The sequence below is a fragment of the Acinetobacter sp. TAC-1 genome (assembly GCF_029025845.1).
In the GTDB taxonomy this organism is placed as follows: domain Bacteria; phylum Pseudomonadota; class Gammaproteobacteria; order Pseudomonadales; family Moraxellaceae; genus Acinetobacter; species Acinetobacter guillouiae.
In genome coordinates, this window is sequence record NZ_CP118892.1 from 2,495,840 (window position 1) to 2,508,394 (window position 12,555).

The 12,555-nt window shown below is 36.3% G+C and carries 17 protein-coding genes; 7 read left to right on the top strand and 10 right to left on the bottom strand.

What is annotated here, in order from left to right:
• Positions 1 to 270 precede the first annotated feature (270 nt).
• From PYV58_RS11685 to PYV58_RS11710, 6 genes are all read right to left on the bottom strand, one after another.
• Entirely contained in the window at positions 271 to 627 is a 357-nt protein-coding gene (locus PYV58_RS11685; protein WP_034610380.1) for a hypothetical protein, read from the bottom strand.
• Positions 628 to 733: 106 nt separating this feature from the next.
• Positions 734 to 1,675 carry a Dyp-type peroxidase gene (locus PYV58_RS11690; protein ID WP_004720648.1) on the bottom strand — a complete coding sequence of 314 codons (942 nt, stop codon included), beginning with the start codon at positions 1,673 to 1,675 and terminating at the stop codon, positions 734 to 736.
• Positions 1,676 to 1,857: 182 nt separating this feature from the next.
• A complete protein-coding gene (locus PYV58_RS11695; protein ID WP_034610377.1) occupies positions 1,858 to 2,340 on the bottom strand; it encodes a DUF6678 family protein in 483 nt (160 codons plus the stop codon).
• A gap of 51 nt (positions 2,341 to 2,391) precedes the next feature.
• Entirely contained in the window at positions 2,392 to 3,177 is a 786-nt protein-coding gene (locus PYV58_RS11700; protein ID WP_275059529.1) for a glutathione S-transferase N-terminal domain-containing protein, read from the bottom strand.
• Positions 3,178 to 3,219: 42 nt separating this feature from the next.
• Complete coding sequence (rraA, locus tag PYV58_RS11705) at positions 3,220 to 3,732, bottom strand: ribonuclease E activity regulator RraA (protein ID WP_004720654.1); 513 nt, start codon at positions 3,730 to 3,732, stop codon at positions 3,220 to 3,222.
• 12 nt (positions 3,733 to 3,744) lie between these two features.
• Positions 3,745 to 4,410, bottom strand: a complete 666-nt coding sequence (locus PYV58_RS11710) for a nucleoside-diphosphate sugar epimerase (protein ID WP_034610371.1) — start codon at positions 4,408 to 4,410, stop codon at positions 3,745 to 3,747.
• Between the two features lie 213 nt (positions 4,411 to 4,623).
• On the opposite strand from PYV58_RS11710, the gene rpsT reads away from it, so the two are divergent.
• The gene (gene rpsT, locus PYV58_RS11715) at positions 4,624 to 4,890 is read left to right on the top strand and encodes a 30S ribosomal protein S20 (protein ID WP_034610548.1); all 267 of its coding nucleotides are present in this window, start codon (positions 4,624 to 4,626) and stop codon (positions 4,888 to 4,890) included.
• 153 nt (positions 4,891 to 5,043) lie between these two features.
• On the opposite strand, the gene ispF is transcribed toward rpsT, so the two are convergent.
• Positions 5,044 to 5,535: a 2-C-methyl-D-erythritol 2,4-cyclodiphosphate synthase gene (gene ispF / locus PYV58_RS11720; RefSeq protein ID WP_004720660.1), complete on the bottom strand. Its 492-nt coding sequence runs from the start codon at positions 5,533 to 5,535 to the stop codon at positions 5,044 to 5,046.
• 100 nt (positions 5,536 to 5,635) lie between these two features.
• On the opposite strand from ispF, the gene PYV58_RS11725 reads away from it, so the two are divergent.
• From PYV58_RS11725 to PYV58_RS11750, 6 genes are all read left to right on the top strand, one after another.
• Positions 5,636 to 6,286, top strand: coding sequence for a hypothetical protein (locus PYV58_RS11725; protein ID WP_004720662.1), 651 nt, complete (start codon positions 5,636 to 5,638; stop codon positions 6,284 to 6,286).
• Positions 6,287 to 6,312: 26 nt separating this feature from the next.
• Positions 6,313 to 6,996, top strand: a complete 684-nt coding sequence (locus tag PYV58_RS11730; RefSeq protein ID WP_034610367.1) for a hypothetical protein — start codon at positions 6,313 to 6,315, stop codon at positions 6,994 to 6,996.
• A gap of 47 nt (positions 6,997 to 7,043) precedes the next feature.
• Positions 7,044 to 7,643 (top strand): hypothetical protein, encoded by a 600-nt coding sequence (locus PYV58_RS11735; RefSeq protein ID WP_034610358.1) that lies wholly within the window; start codon positions 7,044 to 7,046, stop codon positions 7,641 to 7,643.
• Between the two features lie 21 nt (positions 7,644 to 7,664).
• Positions 7,665 to 8,306 (top strand): DUF4304 domain-containing protein, encoded by a 642-nt coding sequence (locus tag PYV58_RS11740; protein WP_034610356.1) that lies wholly within the window; start codon positions 7,665 to 7,667, stop codon positions 8,304 to 8,306.
• A 198-nt stretch (positions 8,307 to 8,504) separates the two neighbouring features.
• Positions 8,505 to 9,545 (top strand): ATP-binding protein, encoded by a 1,041-nt coding sequence (locus tag PYV58_RS11745; protein WP_034610355.1) that lies wholly within the window; start codon positions 8,505 to 8,507, stop codon positions 9,543 to 9,545.
• Positions 9,546 to 9,585: 40 nt separating this feature from the next.
• Positions 9,586 to 10,128: a CbrC family protein gene (locus PYV58_RS11750; protein ID WP_034610350.1), complete on the top strand. Its 543-nt coding sequence runs from the start codon at positions 9,586 to 9,588 to the stop codon at positions 10,126 to 10,128.
• Between the two features lie 36 nt (positions 10,129 to 10,164).
• Here the strand turns inward: PYV58_RS11750 and PYV58_RS11755 are convergent, their stop codons facing one another.
• The 3 genes from PYV58_RS11755 to PYV58_RS11765 form a co-directional block, all read right to left on the bottom strand.
• Positions 10,165 to 10,776 (bottom strand): GNAT family protein, encoded by a 612-nt coding sequence (locus PYV58_RS11755; RefSeq protein ID WP_034610349.1) that lies wholly within the window; start codon positions 10,774 to 10,776, stop codon positions 10,165 to 10,167.
• Positions 10,777 to 10,926: 150 nt separating this feature from the next.
• Positions 10,927 to 11,535 carry a GNAT family N-acetyltransferase gene (locus PYV58_RS11760; protein WP_034610348.1) on the bottom strand — a complete coding sequence of 203 codons (609 nt, stop codon included), beginning with the start codon at positions 11,533 to 11,535 and terminating at the stop codon, positions 10,927 to 10,929.
• Positions 11,536 to 11,636: 101 nt separating this feature from the next.
• Entirely contained in the window at positions 11,637 to 12,488 is an 852-nt protein-coding gene (locus tag PYV58_RS11765; RefSeq protein WP_034610341.1) for a DMT family transporter, read from the bottom strand.
• Positions 12,489 to 12,555 lie beyond the last annotated feature (67 nt).

The window sequence follows — 12,555 nt, forward strand, 5'->3', positions numbered from 1 at the left end:
GCAATAGTTTAACATGATGACTTTATTCAGTTGAGTGATTTTGTTTATTCTATTTATCTGTGCAGTGACTCAACAGCAGCATTTTCTTCATCAGGATAGAATTCACATCAACCTCAAGACAATCTCACAGGATCATAGACCTGTGGAAGCTCTTGCAAATGAATTGAGAATAGTCATTTGTATAACAGAGAAAAAACTAAGCAACGTCACATATTATTCTTTGGTGAAATATTCTGATTCCACTAAATGTTATCCATGCCTTAAGTTGATTTATCTTTCTCTTTTAAATTCTTTGTAGTAGGCATTCAGTTTTCGAATAATTTCTTTAAATTGTTTTAAATTTTCTTCTGTATTGCCAAGTCGTTGCACATAGTTGTTTGTCGCGATTTCTAAATCAATCTTTTCATTGATCAAAATTGTTTTATAGAACAAAGCCTTTAAATCATCAAAATTATTGAGTTTTCGGTTAGAAAAGTATTCCAGCCGTTCAGATAACTCACGATTTAAAACAATACCATCTACAATAAAACCATGCTCAGCATCAATTTGAATATTATTTTCTTGTAGAAAAACTTGTTCAGGACCGTTTTTATTACCCTTAAATAATGCTGTAATTTTATCAAACATCACTAAAACTCAATCGAATCAGAGACTCATCATAACAAAGATGACAAAAGTTCGCAGTAAAAGGCCGTTTTAAAACGACCATTTACCTGAACATAAACCATCAGCGTTATTCGTCACCCAAATCATCTAAGAAATCGACAGTAGGCACAAAGAATAAGGTTCCTGTCACTGCTGTACTAAAATCTAATAAACGATCTAAATTACCCTCTTCATCACCTTGAAACATATGCTCTAACATTTGTCGGGTCACACTAAATTTGCGTGCATAACCAATAAAGAAGGTGCCATATTCATTTTTAGATGGATTTGAAAACGGCATATTTGCACGCATGATTTTAATTTCATTGCCATCCGCATCATGCGCCTTACTCACTACATTGTGTGCTGTTTTAGGCTTTACATCATCACTCAGTTCAACATCATTAAACTTTTTACGTCCGATGACTTTTTCTTGTTCTTCATCACTGAGCGCACGCCACTTGTCCATATCATGCATATATTTTTGAATAAATGCATAGCTGCCACCTTTAAAGTCTGGATCTTCATCACCCACCAGTGCATATTCAGCTGCAATTTCAGGCTCTGGGTTTTCTGTCCCATCAACAAAGCCAATAATCGCTCTACCGTCAAAATATCGAAAACCATTCACTTCATCCACTGGATAACTTACGGCTTTTAATTGCGTATTGATCATATCTGCCATTTCAAAACACAACGCTTGACGATCAGCACGAATATGGAAAAACAAATCGCCTTCTGTTGAAACAGCCGTATATTTTGGCCCTTTAATTTCTTTAAACTGTTCTAATTCTTGTGGTTTAGCCTGATCAGGAAATAAACGCTCCCACGCATTTGCCCCAAATCCCATGACTGCACTAAATTGTGCATCTGGATAACGGTTGGTTAAACTACGTGTTAATGCTGAAAAATTTGCTGCAAAATCGATTACTGTATCTATTACTTCAGCCCCAAGCCTTAATCCTAAAACAATAAATAAGGCATTTTCCCCTGGACGATTCATAACAGGTTGAATTCGAGTTGAAGTCATAATTTATCTCAAAATATTCTATTGGTTACAATCTAACATAGGCTGTTTTAAAGCTTAAGTTTTTATCGTTAACAATCCACTAATTCACAATATTTATATGGATAGAAATGTTGCGAAAAATGATTAAAGCAATCAGTTTTGACTTATTTGTTCAGACACCTCTATTGTGATTTTTTTTAAAATTACTTTGAGTAATAAGCATAAATTTTAAAACAACTGTTTTTTTCATCAAACATAATATTCAAATGCTGCAACAAAGTACGAAATTGATCTGTTTGATCTAAAATCAAATCACTGATCAATCGTCCTCTCGGTTTGCTCAGCATAGGCTTTACCATTAAATATTCAATTGCAATAAATACAGGCATAGCATCGTGATAGAAAGGATGCCAATCACCCAAATACCACGGAATTTTCTTCACAAATTGATCTTCAGCTTGTAGATCTTTATTTTCAGTCACCAATTTGACAATAAATGCAGGTGGAAAATCCAAGTCTGTCATTGCATACAGAAGTTTGAGCCATTTTGAATCACTCATACAAGATACCAACTGCCGTTGATACACGACCTGCTGAATTTTCAAAATATACTTTATATAGCCTTGGTCAGTCTTTAAAGTATTTATATGATTTCGATATTCAAGATAGTTTTCTTGTAAACCCACATTTATCCTTCAATTAAAAGCACCTATGTTAGGTGCTTTTAACACATAGAGTTAACCATATTGTTTCTGTAAATAAGATACGATTGCTGCTGACTCAAAGAGTTTTTCACCTGTATTTGGATCTTCTAAATAAGGCACTTGAATGTCTTGCTTTGCGCGGGCCATAACTGGAATAATTTTTTCACGTTTGCCACCCACCAAAGGAACATATTTACCGGGTTTTAAACGTAAAACTGCTGGGCCTAGATCTTGCCAACACTCTTTCGCCACATTATGAAAAATAAATGGAATTTCTAATTCAGTTAACACAGCACGTACAACACGTGTATAAGGACTTGCTTCAACCCCCCATAATTCCAATAATTGCGCTGGACTTGTACGATCAACAATTTTTTTATTAACCCAAACCCCGCGTGCACCATTAATAATGGTTCCCACCATAGCGACCGTTGGGTATTTAGGATAATGAGAATATTTCTTTGGTGTTTTGCCTGTTTTACCATAATGCTTAAATAAGTAATCAACAATCTTTTGCGATTCGTACATTGCTGTTCCCGTATTTTCATCAATAAAATACGGAAAACGTAATTTCCCCCCTTTTTCTTTTACAACCTGACGATATTTAGTCCCACCTTTAGGGCATGGATAGACTTCATAATCCAAATTGAGCAAGGTCATTACTTCTCGTACACGGCGGCAAAATGGTGAACCTTCAAACTCATATAACTTTAAAGCCTTTTCTGGCTGGTTTGGAAACGGAGTTCCTGTTACACCACGGCCTCCCTCAGTCAGTGATGAAGCCAAAGCTTGTACAACTTTAATTTGATGATGCACCATTTTATACCCCCTAGATGATTGTTTTCGCTTAAATAAAGCTTTTTATAAATCCACTAATTTTTCTTTTGAAACCACAATGCCATTGTTATCTGCATAGATATATTCACCAGAATTGAAAGTGACACTACCAAAATACACAGGAATATCGACCTCACCTATGCCTTTACGATTGCTTTTTTGTGGAATTGAAGCCAATGCATGGACACCTAGATCAAGTTCAACTAGTGCATCTACATCACGTACACAGCCGTAAATCACTACACCATTCCAGTGATGCTTAACCGCTGACTCTGCAATCATGTCACCCATCAAGGCACAACGCATGGATGCTCCACCATCGACAACCAAAACCTTGCCTGTTCCATCTGTAGCAAGTAACTCTTTCACTCTTGAGTTATCTTCAAAACACTTGACTGTCACGATTTGACCACCAAAGGTTTTACGCGCCCCATAACTTCTAAAAAACTTGCCATCTAGAGATGGAATCAAGGTTTGGATGTCTTGGTCTGGATGATCATCTAATAAATCACAAGTTACAAAAGGTACTGTAGTCACGTTATCACTCCATTATTTGCTATTTTGTATACGCAAATTATCATAAATTTCAATTTTTTGAGTTTGTGTTTGAGCAGCCTCGACCATAGTATGAGCCACTTGTTGTGCTGTCACTGGCTTATATTTAAAAGAATTGGGTACCAAATGCGAAAATTTACTATACAGCTTTTGCGTTACGTCTTCTAAGAAACGCTTTTCATTTCGTTCACCAAGGAGTAACGATGGGCGAATAATAGAAAAACGATATAAGTTCAACTTTTGTATATAGTCCTCGAGTTCACCTTTCACTTGATTATAAAAAATTGGCGAGCTGGCTTTTGCCCCCATCGCACTGACTAAAAGTAAATGGGTTTCAGTCATTTCAAATAAATCTGCAAAATGCGCATTGATCTCAAAATCAATATTATAGAAAGCTTCTTTAGAACCTGCCTTTTTAATAGTCGTTCCCAAGCAACTGAATGCATGAGTGTAACCGCTGACATCTTGATCATTGAGTAGAAGGAAATCATCCAATACAAATTGTTCAACTTTTTTAAATTTTGAAAAGCCGGGATTTTCTCGACGCACAACAACTGTAATTTTTTCACAATCAGTCAATAAATCGAGCTGTTCAATGAGACGCTGCCCCACTAAACCTGTTGCTCCAATCACAATCGCATTTTTTATCGAATTAGTCATTTTTTAAACAATCTCCTAGATTTATTACTAATCTAACGTTTTATTTCAAATTTTTCTTCAACAAAAATGTTGTCAAAGCATGTCAACACTTGACTTTACTGGCCTCTTTAATCACAATATGGCACTTGTTTACGGGCTGGTGATAATCCTCTGATGTGGTTTTCAGATGTGGTTTCAGCCCGCCCAGACCCATCTAATTCAAGGAGTGCACGAGTGGCAAACTCTGCTCAAGCAAAAAAACGTGCTCGTCAAAACGTTAAAGCACGTAAACACAACGCAAGCTTGCGTTCAATGGTACGTACTTATATCAAACGCACAATCGCTGCTATCGCTACTGGTGAATATGCTGCCGCAACTGAAGCTTATAAAGCTGCAGTTCCAGTTATTGACCGTATGGCGGATAAAGGTATCATCCATAAAAACAAAGCTGCTCGTCACAAGAGCCGCTTGAATGCACAAGTTAAAGTGTTAGCTAACTAATTTTTGCATGTGAAAAGAGCCCTTTAAAGGGCTTTTTTTGTAGCTAAAATTTGGTTATAGCGCTTTAAAATCAGAAAATATCAAAACTTATCTACCATCGCATCAATATTTTTCAGCAGATAGATAAGTAAGAGTTCTAAACTATAAAAATAATTATTTTGCTAAATGTGAAATTAAGACTGTTGCAGTGGATAAAATACCTTCCTGACGACCAGTAAAGCCCAATTTCTCTGTGGTTGTTGCTTTAACACTAATTTGAGTCACATCAACATCTAACACATCTGCAATACTTTGACGCATTTCCAAATTGTGTTTGGCTAATTTAGGCCGTTCACATGCCACAGTAATATCAGCATTATTTAATTTATAACCACGGTCTAAAATTAATTGATAAACATGTTTTAAGAGCTTACGGCTATCCGCACCTTTAAATTCAGCATCTGTGTCTGGGAAATGCTGTCCAATATCCCCTAAAGCCAATGCACCCAATAAAGCATCACATAATGCGTGTAATACGACATCACCATCAGAATGTGCTTTTAAACCATGCGTATGTGGAATTTGAACGCCTGCCAAAGTTACAAAATCACCTTCTTCAAAAGCATGTACATCCATTCCTTGCCCAATACGAATCGGTATGATCATTCTTAGCTCCTTTTGCAGTTTTTAAAATTTAAAAATCTTGTATTCGTACTTTCTCTTTCGCTATAGTACGTATGCAAACATTGTGAAAGTATAAGCGATCATGCTGTTGAATACAGAATTTAATCAAATTAAAACACTCTTGTCTGGTCTCATTTTGAGCTGTATCAGTACATCAGCTGTTTATGCCCTGCCTCTTGACTGTAAGCACCAAGATTCATCACTTTTAAAAAAGTTATGTGGTTCGCAGTATAGTGAACTACGCGCTCAATTAAATGAGAGCTATCTCACTGCATATCTGGTCACAGATGCACCAATACGCTTAATCAATGATACACATCGTTTATGGCTCAACCGTTTAAGTCAATGTAAAAGCAACGATTGTTTTAAACAACAGTTCGATATTCGCCTAGAAGACTTAAATTTTTACACCTCAATGAATCAAAGTTTAACCCAACATTTCATCAAATATGAACATGGTAAAATTTCGAAGCAACCCGCCCATTTACAAATCCATCAACTGACTAAAGATCGGATTAAAGTTGAAGGCATCGCCTACCGAAATCCCAATAACCGTAAAGATAGTCAAATTGTCTCATTGTTGGCTTACACCACGCCTGAAAAAAAGAATCAAATTTTAGACAATGAACATGACTGTAAATATGTGCTTAATTTCCAAAAAGCAATTTTGTCTGTGACGACAACACAAAAAGGCTGTGAGCGCTTTACTGGAATTTACCGTTTATATGATTAAGATTTATCATTAAATTTGGCAAAATCATGAATATAAAACTAGCGTTAAGTGAAGAAAGATTAAAAATATTATCTGAATGTATGCAGAATTATGATGTGGGTGCTGATACAGATGAATGGCCTAACAATATCATTTCGCGCTTTACCAGCGTTTATAATGATGGGTCTATTTCAAAGCACAATATCCCATTGCAGCATGAAATTGATTCCGATGAATTAAAACTTTGTCAAAAATTGAGCGCTGAAATCACCAATATCATGGCAAATGTTGAAGTTGGCATGGGTTCAAACTCAGGGGATTATTTTCAAGATTTTTATATCATGCATTCACACAACTCAGCTAGCCAAAAAATTACGCCTCAACTGATTCAACAATACTTTGCCAATACTATTTTTCCTTTGGCGAACATTACGACTGAACCGCTTACAACCAATACACAGTGGTGGAAAGAAGTAGAACAAGATGGTGAAGAATCTCCAGCAGAATATTTTCAGCCTTGGCACAAGATGATGGATTGGTTTGCAGCACAACACGATTTTATCGACTGTGCATTTGTTCGGATTGGTGACTCAGCACTTTTAGAACAAATCAATTCTGATGATTACCCGAAAGGAACAATCATTACAGGTTGTGTCTTACCTCGACTTGCATTGGGCTTAACCCAGAAGAGCAGCTTGGTTGGAATCTTTGGATATGTTGTACACAGTTAAGATCTAACGCCCCCAGAGCTAAAATAGAAATAAAATAAGGTATAAACATGACTCAACTGTTAATTTTAGACCAAATCTCACAACACCTTGATCAAACCTCTTTTGGCGGTCTTCCTGTTAAAACGATTGGCTTACAGGTTGAATGGCCTCACTGCACAAATTGTAATGGTGCAATGCAATACCTTGGCAAAGTAAAAACTGATCTCGGTTTAGAACTGATCTTTATGTGTAGCCAAGATCCAGGTATGTGTGATGACTGGGATGCAGACGTTGGTGGCAATAAAGTGATTGTCATTACAGAGGTTCAATCTCTCGAAAAATTCCACCCGTTAGAACCTGAAAATACCTTACGTGAAGCGGAATATGGCGCCAAGATTTTCCAAGATTCGCAAGTAGAATATTCACAATCACGTGAACTTTGGCAAGGGCCCAAGAGAGAAATTTTAGGTCAGCTTTCTGGCCAAGCTGAGTGGCTGCAAAATGATGAAACACCGGAATGTGATTGCTGCCAAAAGCCTATGCGCTTTGTTGCTCAACTAGAGACTGGACCTGATCATAGAACTGAGATGAATTTTGGTGGAGGAGGTTCCGCCTACCTATTCGATTGCCCTCAGGGTAAAACTGCTAAATTTCTATGGCAATGCTAGCCTCTACCATGGATATATCTAATGGATAAAAAAGTCATTTCCAAACTATTACAACATCAGTTTTATCCCATTTTAAAAGCACAGGGCTTTATAAAAAAAGGCGATGTATTTAGGCAGGTTGAGGGAGAAGTTATTCGAATCGTCGATATACAACACTCCATTAAAAGACATTGTTTTCAAGTTAATCTCGGTATTCACCTTATCCCATTAGGTGAATACGTTATGCGATGTACAGGTAAAGCTTTAGATATTGAAAAAATGCGTGATTATGATTGTGCATGGCGTAGTTCGATCCTACCTTATTTAATCAATGATCATGACAATGATTGGTCATATACCTCCAATGAACAAGATGCTAACGAAATGGTGCAATTTCTAGTTTCTGAGTGGAATCGTCAAAGCCAAATTTTCTTTAATGAATTGGTACATTGGCCTGAAGATTTTCTCAAGAAAGCGCATCAGGCCTGTATACATCCGATACATCCCGCACATATGAGTACCCTATGCTATGTAGCTGGTGCTGCTGGTGATTTACAATTGGTCAAGAGACTCGCTGAGATTGCAATTGAAGTGGTTCCTGAACGAGCCACCTCATTAAAAGAACGATTAGCATCATTTATCCAAGATCCAAGTTCGGCGATTCCGCAAATTATCGATGAATGACGAAATGAAGCTGTCAAATGCGCTATTCACCAAATTGAAATATTTGTTATATTTTCTAACAACTTTCACGATCCGATTTAAAGTTTTACGCTTTATTTCCTGACTTAATTAACTTATAAATAACTATATATAAATAGTCTGATGACATATTTGTTGTAAATACCGAACACCAAACAATAGAGGATCAAAGGTGTTGCTATGGATTTGAACATGTATCTCACCAATAAATTTAAGAATTTTAATGAGTTTCTAGAAACGCATTGGCATGACTACCCCAATAAATACAAAGAAATCCAAACACTGCTGTTTTTTCAAGCCTATACCACTAAGCCACTTTCTGAGAAATTTGAAATCAATATTGATCAGGCCTTAAAGTACCCCACCTTAAGATATTATTTCCAACAGATTGAAAAATATATCCATATACCGCCCAAGCAACTGTTTCCTAACTCATTTCATCGCCCTTATGAACATATTTTAAATGAGTTTAAATATTTAAGCTTTTACCAAGAAGCTTTTGAATTTCACAAAAACTTAGAAAAAATAAGAAATACCTTTAATAAAATTTCCATTCCAATTGCCAGTCATGCTATTTACACAGAAATTTTACAATATCTCAATTTGAGCTTTGAATACCTTGCTGATCCAAACTTAGCCAACGAGTTAAAGATTAAATTAATTTACCAATGGCAAGATATTCATAATTTAGAAACTGTTGCCGCATATAAATCATTAGAAAAAATTAAGACCACACTCAATCATTATCGGCAAAATTCCTGTTCAGAGTACTATTTTAATTTAATTCAACTGGGTGAAAATCAACGGATTGAATTTAAAGAACGTACCACAGACCTATTAACCAACCGCAAATCAGATAAATGGGTCAAAGCGTGCTTTGCATTTATGAATACCCGCAATGGCTATGTCTTTATAGGCGTTGCTGATGATTTAACCATTGTAGGGATTGAAAATGAACTTGCGGAACACTTTAATAATTCACTCGACTTAATGAAGCGGAGTTTGATTGATAAACTGGCGCACGAAAGTAACAAAATTTCAAATATTTATACCACACTAGAAGAAATACAGATTAAAGGAAAAACCATATTGGTCTTTAAATGTAATAAATCGGACCGTCCGTTGTATTACAAAGGCGAATTGTTTATGCGCACCAATGGACAAACAACACGTGTTCCACCTGAACTGATTGAAAGTTTTCGTGTAGAATTTTATTGTTAGCATTCAATAGTTAAAATCTCTACCTAGAAGAATCAAAAATATGAATTATCCTCAGTTTAAATATCATCCCAATGCATACAAACTTGATCTGTTTGAAAAAGAAGATGGCATTTGTTCAATTTGCAATCAACAACGCGATTTAAAGTACGTATGTTCTTTCTATAGCGTAGATGAACCCGATTATATCTGTCCGTGGTGTATTGCCAATGGTGCAGCAGCGCAAAAATATGATGGAGAATACAATGACTATTGTGGCATTGAAGGTGTTTCTTCAAACCCAAATGATCCATCCGAAAAAATCAACCCTGAATTTTTAGATGAAATCTGCTTAAAAACGCCAAGTTATCATAGTTGGCAACAAGAAGTTTGGCTGGTGCATTGCAATGAACCATGTCAGTTTATCGCTTATGCGGATAGTGAAACGCTTAAACCAATTTGGGATGAGGTCAAAGCCGATATCGAAGAAAATGGTTATCCAGTAGAGCTTATCCAAGATCACCTCAGTATCGACGGTGATTTAACAGGCTATCTGTTTCAATGCATTCATTGCCAACAACATCGCTTGCATATAGATTGTAGTTAAATACATAATCAAAACTTATAGGTCAAACCTTATAAGTTAAACCTTATAGCTTTGGCTAAGTAACTGGCTTAGATGCTGTTTAATGCCCTGCCATTCATCTTTGATTATGCTGTATATAACAGTATCGCGGACAGTTCCATCTTTTCGTAGCGCATCTTGACGTAACACACCATCATAATGCGCACCTAGACGCTCAATAGCACTTTGACTTTTAATATTGCGAATATCCGTCCTTAATACAACCGAGTTAGCTTGTAGTTTTTCAAATGCGTATTCAAGCAACAACAACTTACAACTGGTATTAATATGACTGCGTTGTGCTGATTGTGCATACCATGTATAGCCAATCTCAACACGGCGCACCTCCCAAATAAAATCACGAAAACTGGTGGTTCCTACAATACGACCATTTCGCTGATTTAAAACAACAAAAGGTACGCGTATTCCCAAAGATTTTTGTTCAAGTGCCTTGGCAATATAAGCCTTGATCTGAGAATAATGTGGAACCGATGTATATTCCAATTCCCACAATCGACCATCTTTACATACCTCAATTAAAGCATTTTCATGTTCTATTTGTAGTGGTAAAAGCTGCACTTGATGGATTTGTAATGATGTATAAAGCGTTGAAAAGATATCTTGATTCATAGCAATTACACCAATGTAAAGAATGCTCCTCCATTGTCCGCTATGTTTTTGAAAGTTTTATGATCAAAATATGAAATCACCATGACGATCTTTCAAATGATTTCAAAGGCATTTGCATGCCCTTGAATCGAATATAATTCAACAAAATAGTTATTTTTTATAATGTGCCAACATGTCTTGTAAATGTGCTTTTACATTGTTCCACTCACCTTGTGCAATACTGTACAACACCGTATCTCGAATCGTACCATCTTTACGCATTTGATCACCCCGAATAATGCCATCTTTTTTAGCACCTAAACGTTCAATGGCTTTTTGGCTTTTAAAATTAAATTGATCAGTCCGCAACGCCACGGTATTGGCTTGAAGTTGTTCAAAAGCAAATTCTAATAACAATAGTTTACAGCTAGTATTGACATGGGTCCGCTGTGCCGATTGTGCATACCATGTATAGCCGATTTCAAAACGTTTTACGTTTAATAAAATATCGTGATAACTGGTCGTTCCCAAGACTTTCCCTGAGCTTTGCTCTATGACAACAAAGGGATAACGGCTGCCCTGTGCTTTTTGGATTAGTGCTTTTTCAATATAATTTTTAACTTCTGTGTAATGTGGTGTAGAGGTAATTCGTAGCTTCCACAATTCACCATCACGACACGCTTCAGCGAGTCCTTGCTCGTGTTCAAAAGACAGTGGTACTAAGCGAATATTATTTAGTTGTAAATCTAAATGAATAAATAATTGTTCAAATGCATCCATCTCATATTCACCAAGTTAATCTATAAATTTACCGTTTGATGTCATTGCAAAGTGATCAGCATCAATCGTATTAACAACGAAGCTTTCTTACTGTTAAGCCATTATATTGCCAAGGCTAAACATACCACTCCAGCCAAACCTAAAACCAGTCCTAGAGCGGTAATCACTTTAAGCTTTTCTTTAAAAATTAACAGCCCTGCAATGACCCCAAATAACACCACAAGGATATTCATCCCTGCAAAAACAATGGCTGGAGAATCTTTTAATAAAATATGCGCTTTGACATATAAAGCAATATTGGCAAAATTTATGATCCCCAAGGCCAAACCAGCAATACAGTTCTGAAGCTTCCACTGAGTTTTTCGAATCAGTAAGTAACCGACAGATAATAGGAATGAACAGATAAACATCAAGGTTAATGTAACTGGAAACTGTAAGCCCAGACTGGTTGTATATTTCAATAAAACATCAACCAAAGCATAACCTACCCAAACACTGAGTAAATAAAGGATCCCTTTCTGATTGAGGGATGAATTTGATGGACCCGACTGGGAAAGTACAATACATAAAACTGCCACGATACCCAAACCAATACCAAGCATTTTTAATTGGTTAAATTGTTCTTGGAATAAAAAATATGCAGCCAATAATGATAAAACCACAGATAATCGCTGTGCAATTTCAGTTTTTAAAATTCCTGCACTATGTAATGATTTTGCTAGACATAAAAAAATACTGGGTAATACAACGCCTAAACCAAGAATCAACCACCATGGTGTATTTGAGATTGAAATATGGGCCAAATCAGGCTTAAACCAAATATAGCTCAATACACTGGCGATTGCGTAATTCCAAGCAATCATTTGCAATGCATCAAAACCTTTTTGTTTGGTCCATTTTAAAAGCATTGAAACCAGCACACTACAAAGTGCTGCTGAAAATATGAGTTCCATAATTTACTTCTTATCTTACCAATCACTGCAAAATTTATGCGGAACCGAGTCCCTATGATTCAAGAAA